Here is a 17,810-nt window from a genome sequence, read left to right as displayed (position 1 = left end):
CACCCGCCCCGCGTGCACGGCCGCGATGACCCCGGCCTCGTCGTCGGACAGCAGAATCGGCACGCAGTCGGCTGTCAGCACCACCAGCGCCAGCCCGGGCACGGTGGTGACCAGCGCGTCGGTCACCGGAACCGGTTCGGCGCGCGGCCCGTCCACGATCGCCACGGTCCGGCTGTGCACCTGTTCCATCCAGACCAGCCGATCCGGCGCGAGCCCGATCCCCTCGGCCAGCCGCACCCGGTTGCGCCGCACGGTCTCCGGATCGTCACCGACGTGATCCCCCAAATTGAACGACCCGTAGGGAGCATGGGAGAACCCGCCCGCCCGCGTCGTGGTAACCCGCCGAGTCTTGACCGTCACAGCCGCTGTCATACCCAGAGATTAGTGGTCCACACCGACCGATCGTCCCCGCGAACCCCTGAACGCACCCTCCGCACATCACTGAGGCTCGACAGCGACTTGTTGCTGCCGAGCCTCGGACGGAACAACCGATTTCCGGGAAGCGGATAACCTGCCGGGGACGGGCCGCCCCGGCCCCGCTTCACCGACGCATGAACGAGGGCACATCGACGTCGTCGTCGGAGTCCTCGTCCGGCGGCTGGATGTGGGTGCGCGGGTTGTGCGCGACCGTGGGCTCCACCGCCGGACGCGGTTCGTAGGACGGGGCCGGACCACGGGACACCGCCGGGGTGGGCGCGGCCGGTTCCGCGGTGTGCGCGGGGAAATCGGCGCTGCGGGACTGGCCCTGGCCGATCTCACCGGCCCGGCTCGCACTGATCGTGGAGCGGCTGATCGGCGCCTCGATCCGGCGGGTGGGTGCGCCGCTGTCGAAGCCCGCCGCGATCACCGTGACGCGCACCTCGTCGCCGAGCGAATCGTCGATCACCGTACCGAAAATGATGTTGGCCTCGATGTGCGCGGCCTCCTGCACCAGCGAGGCGGCCTCGTTGATCTCGAACAGGCCCAGATCCGATCCGCCGGCGATCGACAGCAGCACGCCGTGCGCACCGTCCATCGAAGCCTCGAGCAGCGGTGAATTGATCGCCGCCTCGGCCGCCTTCACCGAGCGGCCCTCGCCGCGTGAGGAGCCGATACCCATCAACGCGGAGCCCGCGCCGCTCATCACGCTCTTCACATCGGCGAAGTCGACGTTGATCAGGCCGGGGGTGGTGATCAGATCGGTGATGCCCTGAACACCGTTGAGCAGCACCTCATCCGCCGAACGGAAGGCGTCCATCAGGCTGACCTGCGCGTCGCCGAGCTGCAGCAGCCGGTCGTTCGGGATGACGATCAGCGTGTCACAGGACTCGCGCAGCCCCTGGATACCGGCCTCGGCCTGGTTGCTGCGGCGCTTGCCCTCGAAGGAGAACGGCCGCGTCACCACACCGATGGTCAGCGCGCCGAGCTTGCGGGCGATGCTGGCCACGACGGGCGCGCCGCCGGTACCCGTGCCGCCGCCCTCCCCCGCGGTGACGAAGACCATGTCGGCGCCCTTGAGCACCTCTTCGATCTCGTCCTTGTGATCCTCGGCGGCCTTGCGGCCCACCTCCGGATCGGCGCCGGCGCCCAGGCCGCGGGTGAGTTCCCGCCCGACGTCGAGCTTGACGTCCGCATCACTCATCAGCAGCGCCTGCGCGTCGGTGTTGACGGCGATGAACTCGACTCCCTTGAGTCCCTGTTCGATCATTCGGTTGACGGCGTTGACGCCGCCGCCGCCGATGCCGACGACCTTGATCACTGCAAGGTAGTTGTGCGGGGGCGTCATGGGCTCTCGCCTTCCTTCGATCTAAGCCTGTCGTTTTCGGATTCTCGGCAGAGGGCCGACCGGTCGGTTTAGGTACGGCATGCCCGAGCCTCATCCCGGGCAAACCCTAAACCTCAACCATAGGGCTAGCATTATGTCAAGTATCCGACTGTTGCGGAACGCTATTCGTACCCGCCGCGATCCGCGCGCAGGCGCGCCGACGCGAGATCCAGAATCTTGCCTGATCCGTCTCGTTCGAGCCCGCCCCGCATCGTATCGCGATCGGCCGCCTACGGCATGCCGAATCGCGCCATGCGCCCGCCGAAACGGACGACATCATCACGACACACACCGAAATCTCCAACGGCACAACGGGTATCATTCACCTTACAGTGACAAGGTCGGGACTCGAAACGTCGTACACCTGACCGGGCCTGGTGAGCACCGGGCCCACCACCGCGGCCTTGCGCGCGGAATCGTCCGAGCCACCCCACAACACGGTGCGCCCGTCCCGCAGATTCAGCGCGATGTCCGAAACCGACCGCGCCACAACCTCACCCACCTGCACCCGCAACCCCGGCGGCAGTGTGGTCGCCACCGCCACCGCGGCCCGAGTGACCGGGTCGCTACCGCCCGGATGCTTCGTTGTGAGCTTGGGCACCCCGGGAGGCGGTGGCTGGATGGCGAATTCGACGCCGTCCGCGTCCAGCAGGTGCGCACCCTGCGGACTGTCGAAGTACAACACCGGGGTGCGCTCCACCACGCTGACGCGCACGGTGGACGGAAACACCCGCTGCACCCGCGCCGAGCGCACCCTGGGTATCGCGGCCACCCGCTCGGCGATGGCGTCCGTGTTCAGCCGCAGCATAGACACGCCGTCGGGCACCTTCAGCACGTCGCGCACCTGCGACTGCGGCACCGCCACCAGACCCTCGATGCTCACGGTGCGCACCGCCAGCACCGGGGTGAACAGGGCCACCGCGGCCGCTACCAGCAGGACCACGACGACCGCCGCGACTCCCAGCAGTATCCGGCGCGCGGACAGACTGGTCATCGCTTACCGCCCGGCGGACGGACGCACCCGCAGTCCGTCCAGGATCTGCCCGCCGAGCATCGTCACGTCGCCCGCCCCCATCGTGATCACGACGTCGCCGGGCCGGGCCAGCCCCGCGGCCTGCCGCCCCACCCGCGACATATCCGGTTGATAATGCACGGGTTTGGTGACCGACTGCGCGACCAGCGCGCCGTTCACCCCGGGCAGCGGCTCCTCCCGCGCGCCGTACACGTCCAGCACCACGACCTCGTCCGCGACGTCCAGGGCCGCGCCGAAGTCGGCCGCGAATGTCGCTGTACGGCTGTATAAATGGGGCTGGAAAACCACGATCACCCGGCCCTGCCGCGAGCGCGCGCCGTCGGCGGCCTCCTGGCGGACCAGTTCGGCCGCCGCGCCCAGCACCACGCGCACCTCGGTCGGATGGTGTGCGTAGTCGTCGAACACGCGCACGCCGTTTTCCCGCCCGACGAACTGGAAGCGCCGGTGCACGCCGCCGAAACCCTCGAGGCCCTGCAGCACCTCGCCCACCTCGGCGCCGGCGTCGCGCGCGGCCAGCAGCGCGGCCAGCGCGTTGAGCGCCATATGCCGCCCGGGCACCGCCAGGCGCAGCGTGCGCGGGGCGGGCTCGTCGGAGAGGTGGAAGGTGGCCATACCGCCCACATCCCGAGGCTCCCAGTCCAGCAGGCGCACCCCGACCGGAACCGGGGCATCGGGCAGCTCGCCCGATCCGTAACCGAGTACGCGGATATCGAGATCCCGGCTCGCGACCCGCTCGGCCAGGGCGCGCGAGCCCGCGTCGTCCAGGCACACCACCAGCAGTCCGCCGGGCTTCAGGCGCTCGACGAAGTCGTCGAAGACCTGCACATATGCCTCGTCGGTGCCGAAGAAGTCCAGGTGATCGGATTCGATGTTGGTGACCACCGCGACGTCGGGATCGTATTGCAGCAGTGAGCCATCGGATTCGTCCGCCTCGGCGACGAAGAAGCCGCCGGTGCCGTGGTGCGCGTTGGTGCCCGCCTCGTTCAGCTCGCCGCCGACGGCGAAGGACGGATCGAACCCGCAGTGCTGCAACGACACCACGAGCATCGAGGTGGTCGAGGTCTTACCGTGCGTCCCGGAGACCAGCAGCGTGTGATGCCCCTGCATCAGCTCCGCCAGCACCGTGGGGCGAAGCAGCACCGGAACCCCGCGCCGCGCGGCCTCCACCAGTTCGGGATTGGTCTTCGGGATGGCGGCGTAGGTGGTGACCACCGCGGTCGGACCGTCCGGCAGCAGATCCAGCGCGCTCGCGTCGTGGCCGATGCGGACCTGTGCGCCCCGGGCACGCAGGGCCAGCACGCCGCGGCTCTCCTTCGCGTCCGATCCGGACACCGCGCCCCCGCGCGCGAGCAGGATCCGGGCGATCCCGGACATCCCGGCCCCGCCGATACCGACCATATGCACCCGGCGCAGCAGCTCTGGTAGTTCCGTCTCCACAACGGTCTTCTTCTCAGCCGTCACCGCCGCGCTACCTCCACTACGATCCGCGCCACCGCGTCGGCGGCGTCCCGATGCCCGGCGCCGGCGGCGGCCGTGGACATCGTCGACAGCCGCGCCGGATCGGTGAGCAGCGGAATCACCTTGTCGATCACATATTTTCCGGTCAGCTCCGCATCGGGCACGATCGTGCCGCCGCCGCGCGCCACGACCGGACGCGCGTTGAGCTCCTGTTCCCCGTTGCCGTGCGGCAACGGGACGTAGAACGCGGGCAGGCCCACCGCCGACACCTCCGCGACTGTCATCGCGCCCGAGCGGCACACCGCCGCGTCGGCCGCCGCATAGGCCAGATCCATGCGCGATACATACGGCACCGCAATATATTTCGCGACATCATCCGCGCCGGGCTCAGGGACGTCGACGACGTTGCGCGGACCGTGCGCGTGCAGCACCGAGATCCCCGCCGCCAGCAACTGCGGCGCGGCCGCGGATACCGCCTCGTTCAACGTGCGCGCGCCCTGCGATCCGCCGAACACCAGCAGCACCGGCCCCTCGGCGGGCAGCCCGAAATGCTCCCGCGCCCGGGCTCGCAGCCCCGCCCGATCCAGCGTCGCGATCGCCTGGCGCACCGGAATCCCCACGATCTCGGCGTCACCGCGCATCCGCACACCCGATTTCGGCACCGCGGCCAGGACTCGCGCGGCGCGCAGCGCGCCGACCTTGTTCGCGATGCCCGCCTTCACATTCGCCTCGTGCACCACCACCGGCACCGGCCGACGACCCCGTCGCGCGGCCAGATACGCGGGCAGCGCCACATATCCACCGAATCCGATGATCACGTCGGCGTGCACCGCGTCGATCACCGCCCGGGTCTGCACCACCGCACTGCGCACCCGTGCGGGCAGGCGCAGCAGATCGGCGGTCGGCTTGCGCGGCAGCGGGACCGGCGGAATCAGCTCCAGCGGATATCCGCGCTCGGGCACCAGCGTGGTCTCCAGACCGCGCTGGGTGCCCAGCGCCGTCACCTGGATCCCCGGATCCAACCGGCGCAGCGCGTCCGCCACCGCCATGGCGGGTTCGATATGTCCGGCGGTACCACCGCCCGCGACGATCACCGAGAGCGTCCGTCCCCCGGCGTCATTCGCACCGGGCCGCTCCGCGGATGTTGTCACCTGGACTTACCCCGTTCTCTCGCGTGTTTGGTCGGATAGGCCGGCTCCCAGGCCCGCGTGGTACGCCACGAGGCCGTGCCTGGTCTGTCACGTCTGGCGGAATCCGAATCTACCCGCCTTCGCGACGGGGGCAGCTCACGTCGGGGCGGCGCGGCCCGCAATCCGCCGCGCGCACCGGCCGCCTGTGGCCGCACGGGGTGGTACAGCTCCGGTTTCGGCAGCCGCAGCAACCGGCTGAACCGGCCGTCCTGTCCGGCGTGCAGCGCCGCGACGGCCTCGGGTTCGTGACGTGCGGCGCTGGCTATGACGCCGAACATCAGCAGCGTGATCGCCAGGGAGGAACCGCCCGCGGACACCAGCGGCAGCTGCAGACCGGTCACCGGCAGCAGCCCGACGACATAGCCGATGTTGATCAGCGCCTGACCGGTGATCCATGTCGTCGCGGTGGCGACCACCAGCCGCAGGAACGGGTCCACCGATCGGGTGGCGACGCGCAGACCGGTGTAGACCAGCAGCGCGAACAGACCCACCACCAGCGCGCATCCCAGGAATCCGAGTTCCTCGCCGATGATCGCGAAGATGAAGTCGTTGTGCGCGTTGGGCAGATAGCTCCACTTGGCCCGGCTCTGCCCCAGCCCGCGACCCCAGATCCCGCCGTCGGCCAGGGAGAACATGGCCTGACGCGCCTGATATCCCATGCCCTGCGGATCGTCGCCGGGATTGAAGAACGCGCGCATGCGATCCGAGCGATATCCGGCGGTCAGCGCCAGCACCACCGCGGCGATCATGCCGGACACCCCGATCGTCACGAACAGCCGCACCGGGAGCCCGCCGAACCACAGCAGCGCCACGAGAATGATGCCCACCGCGATCGTGGTGGAAAGGTTCGGTTCCAGAACGATCAGCAGACAGCACAGCAGGCCCGCCGGGACCAGCGGCATCAGAATCTCTTTATATCCGGCCCGTTCCACCTGACGCGTGGCCAAAAGGTGAGCGCCCCAGATGATCAGGGTCACCTTGACGATTTCCGAGGGCTGCACGTGCAGGAACCCGAAACTGAACCACCGCCGCGAACCCTGCACCTCGGAACCGATCCCCGGAATCAGCACCAGCACCAGCGCCAGCAGCGATATGGCGAACATCGGAAACGACAGCCGCCGCAGCGTGCGCAACGGAATTCGCAGCGCCAGATAGAACAGCACCGCACCCAGCGTCGCGAATACCGCCTGCTGAATGAACAGCGAATAGGCCGAGCCGTCGTCGGCGTACGATTCCACGCTCGACGCCGAGAGCACCATGACCAGCCCGAGCACGGTCAGCAGCGTCGCGATCGTGACGACCAGATGGAACGAGGCCAACGGGCGCGCCAGCCAGGCACCGAACCACGTACCCGAAATTCCGCGCGCCGGACTACTCACTCTGTGCTCCCGATATCTCCTTCGTCGAGCGCCTGCACCGCCGCGACGAAACTGCGTCCTCGGTGGGTGTAGTCGGTGAACATGTCCAGGGACGCCGCGGCGGGCGCCAGTAATACAGCGTCGCCACGGCGGGCGTATCCGGCGGCGATGCGCACCGCGCGGTCCATCACCGCGTCGGCTCCGTCGAATTCGGACGTGAGTTCCGCACCCATACCAGCATCGTCACCCGAACCGAGCTCGACGACCGGTACATCGGAGGCGTGTCGCGCCAACGCCTCGGCGATGACCGGGGCATCCTTGCCGAAAAGCACCACCGCGACGAGCCGATCGGCGATCTCCTCGACCAGATCCTCCACGTGCGCGCCCTTGAGCAGCCCGCCTGCGATCCACACCACGCGCTCGTGCGCGAGCACCGACACCCGCGCGGCGTGCGGGTTGGTCGCCTTGGAGTCGTCGATGAAATCCACGCCCGCCAGCTCCCGCACCGGCGTCGAGCGATGCGGGCCCACCTTGTGCTCCTGCAGACCCTCTTTGACGAATTGCGGTGCCACGTCGATGGATCGGGTCAGCGCCGCGGCGGCGAGCGCGTCGGCTATTCCGGCCGGACCCGGCATGCTGATATCGCGCACCTCGGCCAGGATCGCGGCCTTGGTGAAGGCGCGGTCGAGCAGTTTGCCGTCGACCACACCCAATTCGCCGTCGGCAGGCACGCCGATGCGGAAGCCGACCGTGCGCCGCGCACGGGATTTGCGTGCGAGGGAGGCGGCCACGGCATCGTCCAGTCCGACGATGCCCACCCGGCCCATCAGCGCCCGCGCCTTCGCCGCGGCGTACGCGTCCAGGCCGCCGTGCCAATCGAGGTGATCCTCCGCCACGTTCAGCACCACACCGGCCTCGGGACGAACCGACGGCGCCCAATGCAGTTGGAACGAGGACAGTTCCACCGCCAGCACCTGCGGACCGGGGGTGCGTCGCAGCGCGTCCAGGATGGGCAGCCCGATATTGCCGCAGGCGACGCTGGGGATGCCGGCCGCGCGCAGGATGGCGTGCGTCATCTGGGTCGTGGTGGTCTTGCCGTTGGTTCCGGTGATCACCAACCACTTGCGCACCGGGCCGTACAGCCGGGCCTGATCCACCCACCAGGCGAATTCCACATCGCCCCACACAGGTATGCCCTCGGCCACCGCTGTCGCCAGGACCGGCGAGTCCGGCCGCCAGCCCGGGCTGGTGATCACCAGCGCGAACCGTTGCAGCCCATCGGGTTCCAGGAGGCTGGGTCCGGTGGCGGTGGCCAGCCCCAATTCGGCGGCCTCGGCCATCGCGCCGGGCCCGTCGTCGGTGACGACCGGGCGCGCGCCGATATCGTGCAGCGGTTCGATCAGCGATCGACCCGACACGCCCCACCCGGCCACGAGAACGTCACGGCCGCGCAGGAATTCGAGCATGGGCCCCGGCGATCGAAGGGCCCGCGGAGTATGTTCGACCATTGCTGCTTTACCCGACCTGAGAGAGGTATTCGCTGTAGAACAAGCCCAATCCGATCGCCGAGGCGATCGCCGCCAGCAACCAGAACCGTATGATCACCGTAGTTTCGGCCCATTTGCTGAGTTCGAAGTGGTGATGGAACGGCGCCATCTTGAACAGGCGGTTGCGGGTCGTACGGAACACCACCACCTGTAGCACGACCGAGGCGGCCTCGGCGACGAACAGCGCGCCGATCACGACCATCAGCAGTTCGGTGCGGGTGGTGATGGAGATGCCCGCGATCAGGCCGCCCAGGGCCAGCGAACCGGTGTCGCCCATGAAGATCTTCGCGGGCGCGGCGTTCCACCACAGGAATCCGACGCAGGCCGCGGCGCCCGCCGCGCACACCAGTGCCAGATCCAGCGGGTCGCGCACGTTGTAACAGCCCGCCTCGGCGTGCACCGAGCAGGCGTTGCGGTATTGCCAGAAGGTGATGATCACGTAGGCGCCCAGCACCAGGCTCATCGACCCCGCGGCCAGACCGTCCAGGCCGTCGGTCAGATTCACCGCGTTGGACCAGGCGATCACGACGATGCAGACGAAGACCAGGAAGATGATCACGCCCATCGAGACCGTGGTCATGTCACGCACATACGACAGGTGCCTGCTGCCGGGAGTCTGCTTGTTCATGCCGGGCCACTGCAGGACCAGCACGCCGAAAACCACCGCCGCCGACAACTGGCCGAGGTACTTGCCCGCGGCGGTCAGCCCCAGGTTGCGGCCCTTGCGCAGTTTGATGAAGTCATCGATGAACCCGACCAGGCCCAGCGCGGTGGTCAGCGCCAGCACCAGCAGGCCCGACACCGAGGGGCCGTCGGCGTGATAGCCGATGCCGATCAGATGCGAACCCCAGTATCCGGCCCACAGTCCGGCCAGGATCGCCACGCCGCCCATCGTCGGGGTGCCGCGCTTGCGCTGATGGCTGGCCGGTCCGTCGACACGGATCTCCTGGCCGAAACCGCGCTTGGCGAACAGGCGAACCAGCAGCGGAGTCAGCAGGATCGACACCGCCAATGCGATGGCCGCCGCGAAAAGTATCTGCCTCATGCGCCTGCCCCTGCCAAATGCTCTGCCACCGTCCACAAACCGACGGAGTTCGACGCCTTCACCAGCACGATGTCACCGGCCGCCAGCTCGTCGTCCAGGATCTCGATCGCCGCGGCGATATCCGGGACCAGGATCGACTCCTCGCCCCACGAACCCTCCTGGACCGCGCCCTGATGCAGTGCGCGCGTGGGCCGTCCGGCGCCGACGACGATCAGCCGGTCCACGTCCAAGCGCACCGCCAAGCGTCCGATGCGGTCGTGCTCGACCACCGAATCCTCGCCCAGCTCGCCCATTTCGCCCAGCACCGCCCAACTGCGTCGCGGCTGATCGCTCGCGCGGGACATGGTCACCAGCGCCTTGAGCGCCGCGCGCACCGAATCGGGGTTGGCGTTGTACGAGTCGTTGACGACGGTGACGCCGTCGGCGCGGGTGCGCACGTCCATCCGATGTTTGGAGGCGGCCGACGCGCCCGACAGCGCCGCGGCCACCGTCGCGAGATCCGCGCCGCACTCCAGGGCCACCGCGGCGGCGGACAGGGCGTTGCCGACCTGATGCTCGCCGTGCACGGCCAACTGTACGGGGATCTGAGAACCGTTGGCATGCAAGGTGAATCGGGGACGCGCGGTCTCGTCCAGCTGTACGTCCACCGCGCGGGCATCCGCGTTCTCGGACTGCCCGACTGTGACCACGCGACCGCTCGTCCGTGCGGCCATGGCCGCCACCCTGGGGTCGTCGGCGTTGAGCACAGCCACACCGGTGCTCGAAAGCGCTTCCACGAGTTCACCTTTGGCCTGCGCGATGGCCTCGCGGCTGCCGAACTCGCCCAGATGCGCGGTGCCGACGTTGAGCACCACCGAGATGCTCGGCGGGGCGATTTCGGTGAGCGCCTTGATATGTCCGGGTCCGCGCGCGGAGAACTCCAGCACCAGGAAGCGGGTGCCGGCGTCGGCGCGCAGCGCGGTCCAGGGATGTCCGAGTTCGTTGTTGAACGACTCCGGCGGAGCCACCACCGGGCCGAGCGGTGCCAGCACGGCCGCCAGCAGATCCTTGGTCGAGGTCTTACCGGACGATCCGGTGACCCCGACGACGGTCAGGCCGCCGGCGACCAGGCGCCGCACGCTCGCCCGGGCCAGGTCCGCCAGCGCGGCGAGTACGGCCGCACCCGATCCGTCGTGGTCGTGCGCGAGCACCATCGCCCGGCCGTGCTCGCCCTGCGCCGGTGCGTCACCGGGCGACCGGGGCGACACCACGATCGCCGGGACACCCACCGGCCGGGCCGCCAGCACCGCGACCGCGCCCGCAGCCACCGCGGTGGCCGCATAGTCGTGCCCGTCCACCCGCTCGCCGGGGAGCGCCAGGAACAGGTCACCGGAACCGACGCGACGCGAATCGAATTCGACCGCACCGGTCACCGTCGCCGCGGGGTCGGGCACATCGTGCAGCGTGCCGCCGACGATCTCCGCGATCTCCCGCAGGGTCATCTCGATCATGAAAGCGCAGCCTCCGGGCCGGTCATCTTCCGCGAGAGCGCCTCTGCCAGCACCTCGCGGTCATCGAACGGATACTTCACACCCGAAATCTCCTGCCCTGTCTCATGCCCCTTCCCCGCTATCAAGACCACATCCCCACCGCGGGCCCAGTCCACGGCCGCGGCGATGGCGTCCGCGCGCTCACCGATCTCCAGAACCTCACCGCCGTCACCGCCCTCGCCGTGCGAAATCTCGCGCGCACCGGCGAGGATCGCCGCGCGGATGGCCGCGGGATCCTCGGTGCGTGGATTGTCGTCGGTGATGATCACCAGCTCGGCGCCGCGCGCGGCGGTCGCGCCCATGAGCGGGCGTTTGCCCGGATCGCGGTCGCCGCCCGCGCCGACGACCACGGCCAGCCGTCCCCCGGTGCCGCGCAGATGCCGGCGCAGCGTGCCGATCACCGATTCGACCGCGGCCGGTTTGTGCGCGTAGTCGACCACCGCCAGGAAGTCCTGTCCGCGGTCCACCCGCTGCATGCGGCCGGGCACGTCGACCTCCGCCAGCGCCTGCGCCGCGGCGTCCGGGTCGGCGCCCGCCGCGGCGCACACGGCGATCGCCAGCAGCGCGTTGGCGATGTTGTACCGGCCCGGCAGACGCAGGCGTACACCGAGTTTCACGCTGTGTCGAGTGGACATGATCGGGGGGCTCGCGTGGTTACGCTCCGCTGCCGCCTCCGGTCCTGACTCGACGATGTCGTGTCCGATGGCCGTGAACTGCTGACCGCCGCCGTCCAGGGTGGTCGGCGCGACCGCGGTCCACTGCGGCTCGGCGCCTTCACCGGAGCGGCGTTGCTCGGTGCCCACCGTCACCACGGTGGCCCGCCCGCTCACCTCGCGGACCAGGCGGCGGCCCCACGCGTCGTCCACGCAGATCACGCAGGTCTGCGCGGCGACCGGCGAATCCGGATCGAACAGGCGGCGCTTGGCGGCGTAGTAGTCCTCGAAGTCGGCGTGGAAGTCCAGATGATCCTGCGACAGGTTGGTGAACGCGCCGACCGCGAACCGCACCCCGTCGACCCGGCCGAGGGCCAGCGCGTGACTGGACACCTCCATCACCACCGCCTGCACGCCCTGCTCGACCATCACCGCGAAGATCGCGTGCAGTTGGGGAGCCTCCGGCGTGGTGAGGGCGCTGGGCACGCGCCGACCGCCGATGCGCGTCTCGATGGTGCCGATCAGCGCGGTCCGCAGGCCCGCCGCGGACAGACCCGCTTCGACGAGATAGGCGGTGGTGGTCTTGCCGGACGTGCCGGTGATGCCGAGCACCCGGAGTCGCCGCGAGGGATGGCCGTAGACCGCCGCGGACAGCTCTCCCAGTACCGCGCGCAGATCCTCGCGGACCAGGACGGGCACCGAGACCTCGCCGACCAGCTCGACCCCGGCGGCATCGGTCAGGATCGCCACCGCGCCCCGCGCGATCGCGTCGGCGGCGAACCGCGCCCCGTGCGCGTTCTTACCGTCCAGACCGACGAACAGATCGCCCGGCAGCACCGTCTGCGACCGCTGCTCGATACCGGTGATCACGACATCGCCGAACCGCGCCGCATCCGAGGCACCGGACCAGCGCGCCCCCGCGAGTTCGACGACCTTCTGCAGCGGCGTCGACGGCGGCGCCGCCGGACGCAGCACCTGCGGGCTGGGCTGCACGGGCACGAAGCTCCTCTCGGTCACACTGCGATACTGCTCGGCATGGCGTCCACGGACGGGTGTCGGATCGACGAGTCAGGTTACCGACGCTCGATCACAGCCAGGCAACGCGGCTGGGTATTCTGCCTGTCCCAGCGCATGGTATTAGTCGCTCGCAACCGACGCTCGACCGGCCTGCCGTTCACATCGCCTGCAAGACAAGCTCTTTCGCCGGGGGCGAGGGAGGAACCCGGTCGCGCTGCAGCGCCCAGGAGGCGATGCTGTGGAACAGCGGAGCCGCGGACAGGCCGCCGCTGCCGTCCGAACTGCGGATCGGGGCGTCGAGCATGATGCCGATGACGTATCGAGGATTGTCCGCGGGGGCGATCCCGGCGAAGGTGATCCAGTAGCGGTCGTCGAAATAGCAGCGGCACTTCTGGTTGATCTGCTGGGCGGTGCCGGTCTTGCCGGCGATCTGGTAGCCGTCGATGGCCGCCGGGGTTCCGGTGCCCTGCTGATACCCCATGGGATCGCGCTGCACCACGGCCTCGAACATCTGACGTACCGTCTGCGCGGTCTTCGGGCTGACCACCCGCACGCCGTCGGGCTGCTTCTCCTCGGTGCGGGTGCCGTCCGGGGCGACCTCGGCTTTGACGATGCGCGGCGGAATCCGCACGCCGTCGTTGGCGATGGCCTGATACATCCCGGTCATCTGCAGCAGGCTCATCGACAGACCCTGGCCGATGGGCAGGTTCGCGAAGGTGGAGCCGGACCACTGATCGCGCGGCGGCACCCGGCCCGCACTCTCGCCCGGCAGCCCGACGCCGGTGCGCTGGCCCAGACCGAACCGCTTCAGCATGTCGGCGTAGCGGTCCTCGCCGACGCGCTGCGCGAGCATCAGGGTGCCGACGTTGGAGGACTTACCGAAGATCCCGGTCGTCGTATAGGGCGTGACGCCGTGGTTCCAGGCGTCGTGCACGGTCACCCCGCCCATGCTGATGCTGCCGGGCACCTGATGTACCTCGCCGGGTGTGGTCAGGCCGTATTCGATGGCCGCGGAGGCGTCGACGATCTTGTTCACCGAGCCGGGTTCGAACGCGTCGGTGACCGCCGGGTCACCGATCGAGGACGGATCCCAGTACTGCGCTCCCAGTGAGGGATTGAAGGTGTTGTCGTTGGCCATGGCCAGCACCTGGCCGGTATGGGCGTCCAGCACGACCGCCGAGGCGTCCTGCGCCCCGGAGTTGTCCTTGGCCTGCTGCACCTGTTGCTGCACGTAATACTGCAGATCGGAGTCGAGGGTCAGCTCCACGCTGGTGCCGTTGACCGCGGGCTGGCGGTTGCGCTCGCTGCCCGGGATCATCGCGCCGTCCGAACCGCGGTCGTAGGTGTACGAGCCGTCGGTGCCGGCCAGCGTGGAGTCCATCGACGCCTCCAACCCGATCTGGCCGTGCCCGTCCCAGCCGGTGGCGCCGATGATGTTGGCCGCCAGCGAACCACCCGGGTAGACCGGGCTGTCGTGGCGGTCGCTGCCGATCTCGGGGAACTGGTTGACGATCTGGGTGGCGACGCGCGGGTCGACGTTGCGGGCGAGGTAGACGAACTGGTTGTTGCTGCGCAGTTGGGCCAGCAGATCATCCTGCGACGGCCCGCTCGCGCCCAGCTTGGCGTGAATGGTCTGGGCGATATCCATCAGCCGCTGATCCACGGTGGGAGCCTTGGGGTCCTTGGCGTGCGCGTCCGCGAGTTGTTTGCGGACGATGAGCGGCTGGAAGTTGAGCCACTGGGTGGCGATGGTGAACGCCAGATCCCTGCCGTTGCGGTCCAGCATCGAGCCGCGCAGGGCGTAGTCGGGCTGGTGCACGGTACGCTGCAGGGCCGCCTCGGCGGACAGTTTGGGCGCGGAAACCGTTTGGATCCACAGCAGTTGGAGCACGACGACCAGCAGGGCCGAGAGCATCACGACACGACCGGTGCCGAACCGCAGGCGCGTCGAGGTGTCCAGACCGGATGCGGTCCTGGGTCTCCCCGACGGACGCGGGCGCGCGGACTGGCGGCCGCGCGGTGGAGTACGGCCGCGACCACTCGGACTCACTGGCCGCCTCCGGCCGGTTGGGGTGCGAGGCTCTGGGGCGGGGTCGCCCGGCCCGGCATGGGCACGACCGGAGCCGGGGCCGTACCTTGCTGCGGCACAGACCGATCCACGGCAGCGGCGGCCGCCTGCGGCGCGGGGTTCCCGGCGACCGGGGCGGCGTGCGCCGAGCCGGGTGCGACCGCAGTCGGCACGGCGGGTGCCGGGGCCGAATTCTGTTGTGCGACCGGCCGGTCCACGGGAGCCGCGGAAATCGGCACGCGCGGCGCAGGAGCGGCTTGATTCCGCAGGTCAGCAGCCGGAGCGGCGGCAGGGGCCTGCGGCGCGGGCGCCGGGACCGTGCTCTGAGCCGCGGGAGCGAGCGGAGTGGGCGCCACGGGAGCCGCGGCGGGAGCCGGCGCGGGCGCGGCAGGACTCTGCGCCAGGACCGGAGTCTGGGGAGCCTGCGCCGTGCCCGTCGGCTGCGCCGGATTCGCCTGCGCCGCACCCGGCTGGGCGGAGGCAGCCTGCGCCGCACCCGGGCCACTCGAATTGCGCTGTGCCGCTTGGTCTGCCGGATTCTGGTTCGGCACCGGGTTGACCGGCACCAGACGCTCCCCGTGTGCCTGAGTGAGATTCGGCGGCGGCGGGACGGGATCGGCCGGTGAGGTGTTCAGCGGCGGGGCCGGAGGACCCTCCTGGGCCGTCTCCTTGCCGACCACCGTCACCGTGCCGTCGGGCGCGACGAGCAGCCGGGCGGGATCCTTGGCCGGGATCATGCCCAGTTCCCTTGCCCGGCTGGCCAATTCCGGCGCGGAATCGGCGGCGGCCACCTGACGCTGCAGCTCGGCCTGCTCATCGGTCAGCCGCTGGTTGACCCGGCGGGCGTCGCTGAGCTGATAGCTGTCCTCGGCGGCGCGGGTGGTCAGCAGCAGCGTGCCCATCAGCCCGCAGCCCAGCAGCACGATGATGGCCACCACGAACGGAATTCGCCCGGACACCACCGAGGAGGCGCGACCCGGCGCCGGCGGCCGCGCCGGGCCACCGCCCTCGACCCGGTTGCGGCGGCGGGCGTACGCCCGCTTGGCCGCGCCCGAGCGCACATTCTCCGGGTCGTGCACCCGGCGCGGCGGTTTGGCCGTTGTCCTGGTGCGCGGCGAGTCCACCCGTGTCCGCACGCTCATCGTTGCTCCTCCCCTACTGTCGCCGCGCAGCCCGCCATCATCGCGCCGCCTGGATTCTTTCCGCCGCGCGCATCCGTACCGGGGCCGCTCGGGGGTTGTCGTCGATCTCCGCCGCCGACGCCTTCTCCGCGCCGCGCGTCAGTGCCGTGAACTCCGGCCCCATGCCGGGTAGTTCCATCGGCAGGCCGATCGGTGTACGCGAAGCGGACCGCTCGGCGAGCACATGTTTGACCACCCTGTCCTCCAGGGATTGGTACGACATGACCACGATTCGCCCGCCCACCTCGAGCGCGTCCAGGGCCGCGGGTAACGCGGCCTCGAGCGATTCCAGCTCCCGGTTCACCTCCACGCGCAGAGCCTGGAAGGTGCGTTTGGCGGGATGCCCGCCGGTACGCCGGGTCGCGGCCGGGATCGCCTCGTACAGCAGCTCGACCAGCTCGGCACTGGTGGCGAACGGCCGGCGCTCGCGGCGTTTGAGCACCTCGCTGGCGATGCGCCCCGCGAATCGTTCCTCGCCGTAGGTTTTCAGTACGCGGGCCAGGTCGCCATGGCTATAGGTGTTGAGCACGTCGGCGGCGGTCGGGCCGGTGCTCGGGTCCATTCGCATGTCCAGCGGCGCGTCGACCGAATACGCGAAGCCGCGCTCGGTCTCGTCCAGCTGCATCGAGGACACGCCGAGATCCATCAGGATCGCGCGCACCGAATCGGTGGCCGGTAACCCGGCCTCGGCCAGGGCGTCGGCGATCCCGTCATACCGGGTGTGCACCAGGGTGATCCGGTCTTCGAACGGCGCGAGCCGTGCGGCGGCGAGAGTCAGCGCCGAGGTATCGCGGTCCAATCCGACCAGGCGGATCGTGGGATAGGTACGCAGGAAGTGTTCGGCATGACCGCCCAGACCGAGTGTCGCATCGACCAGGACACCACCGGATTCCAATGCGGGACCGAGAATTTCGTCGGCTCGACGGAGCAGGACCGGAACATGACGGGGGGTGTGGCCCTCATGATCCACATCGACCTCCCGATCCTGCTCACGGTCGTACGCCACCGTCACGACACCTGGTGATTGGATTGCCTCGTCGGTGGGCCAATGCCCCGTGGTCTCTGACCGAAGCACGGCACCTGGCGTTGGGGAAGTACGTCAGGGTCCATGCCCGGGCAGAGGCCGCAGGGCACTCGCCTCGCTCGGGGGTTAGAAGATTCCGCCCAGCGACTCGTCTCCGGCCAGCGAGTAATCCTCCTCGTTCTCGGCGAGGTAGGACTCCCACGCCTGCTTGTCCCATATCTCGAGGAAGTCGACCGAACCGATCACCACGCAGTCCTTGGTCAGGCTCGCGTAGCGGCGGTGTTCCGCCGACAACGTGATGCGCCCCTGGGCATCAGGACGTTGCTCGTCCGTGGAGGCGGCCAGGGCCCGGACGAACGCGCGTGCCTGCGGGTTACTCCGGGACGCCGCGGCGGCTCGCCGCGCCAGCGCGGTGAACTCCTCCTTCGGATACACGGCAAGGCTGTGGTCTTGACCTTTCGTGACCATCAACCCTCCCGCCAACTCGTCCCGAAACTTCGCAGGCAACGTCAGTCGCCCTTTGTCGTCCAGCCGAGGCGTGTAGGTACCGAGAAACATGCTCGACACCTCCCGCTATCGATCTCCTCGTCCGGTCGGCCTCCGCTGGTGCGCGCTCCACATTACCCCACTTTCCCCCACTTTCAATCGAAAGACGTCGTGATCCCTGTCCTCACGAACCAGATTTCGCAGGTCATACCAGCTATCACCAGGGTGGGGAGATTTCTCCGAGATCCGCGACACGCTGACACGACACGACCCGCGACCCGAAAACCGTCAGCAAACCCGCAGATCGAACGAGGTCTCGATCGCCGTGGGGCCGAGTGGGGTATCTCGGTGGGGAAGTGTGGGGAACTCTGGTGGGCCGTGGTGGGGCTGCGCCCGCCGACCGGAAATGGCCCAGAA

General features: G+C 69.4%; 14 protein-coding genes. All 14 read right to left on the bottom strand.

Going from position 1 to position 17,810, the window contains the following annotated elements:
- The coding region (locus tag JZ791_RS22915; protein WP_216897241.1) for a purine nucleoside phosphorylase YfiH/LACC1 family protein at positions 1–372 on the bottom strand (372 nt) is incomplete at its 3' end.
- Positions 373–541: 169 nt separating this feature from the next.
- Complete coding sequence (ftsZ, locus tag JZ791_RS22910) at positions 542–1,765, bottom strand: cell division protein FtsZ (protein ID WP_216897240.1); 1,224 nt, start codon at positions 1,763–1,765, stop codon at positions 542–544.
- 361 nt (positions 1,766–2,126) lie between these two features.
- Complete coding sequence (locus JZ791_RS22905; RefSeq protein WP_216897239.1) at positions 2,127–2,798, bottom strand: cell division protein FtsQ/DivIB; 672 nt, start codon at positions 2,796–2,798, stop codon at positions 2,127–2,129.
- Between the two features lie 3 nt (positions 2,799–2,801).
- Positions 2,802–4,235 (bottom strand): UDP-N-acetylmuramate--L-alanine ligase, encoded by a 1,434-nt coding sequence (gene murC / locus JZ791_RS22900; RefSeq protein ID WP_216897254.1) that lies wholly within the window; start codon positions 4,233–4,235, stop codon positions 2,802–2,804.
- Positions 4,236–4,294: 59 nt separating this feature from the next.
- Entirely contained in the window at positions 4,295–5,446 is a 1,152-nt protein-coding gene (gene murG / locus JZ791_RS22895; RefSeq protein WP_216897238.1) for an undecaprenyldiphospho-muramoylpentapeptide beta-N-acetylglucosaminyltransferase, read from the bottom strand.
- Positions 5,443–6,864, bottom strand: coding sequence for a putative lipid II flippase FtsW (gene ftsW / locus JZ791_RS22890; protein ID WP_216897237.1), 1,422 nt, complete (start codon positions 6,862–6,864; stop codon positions 5,443–5,445). The genes murG and ftsW overlap by 4 nt, the downstream gene beginning before the upstream one ends.
- Positions 6,861–8,309, bottom strand: a complete 1,449-nt coding sequence (gene murD, locus JZ791_RS22885) for a UDP-N-acetylmuramoyl-L-alanine--D-glutamate ligase (RefSeq protein WP_216897236.1) — start codon at positions 8,307–8,309, stop codon at positions 6,861–6,863. The genes ftsW and murD overlap by 4 nt, the downstream gene beginning before the upstream one ends.
- Before the next feature lie 49 nt (positions 8,310–8,358).
- Positions 8,359–9,435 (bottom strand): phospho-N-acetylmuramoyl-pentapeptide-transferase, encoded by a 1,077-nt coding sequence (gene mraY, locus JZ791_RS22880; protein WP_216897235.1) that lies wholly within the window; start codon positions 9,433–9,435, stop codon positions 8,359–8,361.
- Positions 9,432–10,925 (bottom strand): UDP-N-acetylmuramoyl-tripeptide--D-alanyl-D-alanine ligase, encoded by a 1,494-nt coding sequence (locus JZ791_RS22875; RefSeq protein ID WP_216897234.1) that lies wholly within the window; start codon positions 10,923–10,925, stop codon positions 9,432–9,434. The genes mraY and JZ791_RS22875 overlap by 4 nt, the downstream gene beginning before the upstream one ends.
- Positions 10,922–12,616, bottom strand: a complete 1,695-nt coding sequence (locus JZ791_RS22870; RefSeq protein ID WP_438804558.1) for a UDP-N-acetylmuramoyl-L-alanyl-D-glutamate--2,6-diaminopimelate ligase — start codon at positions 12,614–12,616, stop codon at positions 10,922–10,924. The genes JZ791_RS22875 and JZ791_RS22870 overlap by 4 nt, the downstream gene beginning before the upstream one ends.
- A 175-nt stretch (positions 12,617–12,791) precedes the next feature.
- A complete protein-coding gene (locus tag JZ791_RS22865; protein ID WP_216897252.1) occupies positions 12,792–14,549 on the bottom strand; it encodes a peptidoglycan D,D-transpeptidase FtsI family protein in 1,758 nt (585 codons plus the stop codon).
- A gap of 131 nt (positions 14,550–14,680) precedes the next feature.
- On the bottom strand, positions 14,681–15,844 hold the full coding sequence (gene ftsL, locus JZ791_RS22860; protein WP_216897233.1) for a cell division protein FtsL: 1,164 nt from the start codon (positions 15,842–15,844) through the stop codon (positions 14,681–14,683).
- Positions 15,845–15,881: 37 nt separating this feature from the next.
- Positions 15,882–16,853: a 16S rRNA (cytosine(1402)-N(4))-methyltransferase RsmH gene (gene rsmH, locus JZ791_RS22855; RefSeq protein WP_216897251.1), complete on the bottom strand. Its 972-nt coding sequence runs from the start codon at positions 16,851–16,853 to the stop codon at positions 15,882–15,884.
- Positions 16,854–17,033: 180 nt separating this feature from the next.
- Entirely contained in the window at positions 17,034–17,465 is a 432-nt protein-coding gene (mraZ, locus tag JZ791_RS22850; protein ID WP_216897232.1) for a division/cell wall cluster transcriptional repressor MraZ, read from the bottom strand.
- Positions 17,466–17,810 lie beyond the last annotated feature (345 nt).

This window comes from Nocardia alni, assembly GCF_019038435.1.
GTDB lineage: Bacteria > Actinomycetota > Actinomycetes > Mycobacteriales > Mycobacteriaceae > Nocardia > Nocardia alni.
The sequence above is the reverse complement of the archived record's forward strand: the minus strand, read 5'-3'. Positions and strand labels throughout refer to the sequence as shown.

Bases quoted from the DNA above. Each gene is read 5' to 3' on its own strand.
- JZ791_RS22875 (WP_216897234.1), bottom strand. From the start codon at position 10,925: ATGATCGAGATGACCCTGCGGGAGATCGCGGAGATCGTCGGCGGCACG.
- murC (WP_216897254.1), bottom strand. From the start codon at position 4,235: ATGGTCGGTATCGGCGGGGCCGGGATGTCCGGGATCGCCCGGATCCTG.
- mraY (WP_216897235.1), bottom strand. From the start codon at position 9,435: ATGAGGCAGATACTTTTCGCGGCGGCCATCGCATTGGCGGTGTCGATC.
- murD (WP_216897236.1), bottom strand. From the start codon at position 8,309: ATGCTCGAATTCCTGCGCGGCCGTGACGTTCTCGTGGCCGGGTGGGGC.
- mraZ (WP_216897232.1), bottom strand. From the start codon at position 17,465: ATGTTTCTCGGTACCTACACGCCTCGGCTGGACGACAAAGGGCGACTG.
- ftsL (WP_216897233.1), bottom strand. From the start codon at position 15,844: ATGAGCGTGCGGACACGGGTGGACTCGCCGCGCACCAGGACAACGGCC.
- ftsZ (WP_216897240.1), bottom strand. From the start codon at position 1,765: ATGACGCCCCCGCACAACTACCTTGCAGTGATCAAGGTCGTCGGCATC.
- JZ791_RS22865 (WP_216897252.1), bottom strand. From the start codon at position 14,549: ATGCTCTCGGCCCTGCTGGTCGTCGTGCTCCAACTGCTGTGGATCCAA.
- JZ791_RS22905 (WP_216897239.1), bottom strand. From the start codon at position 2,798: ATGACCAGTCTGTCCGCGCGCCGGATACTGCTGGGAGTCGCGGCGGTC.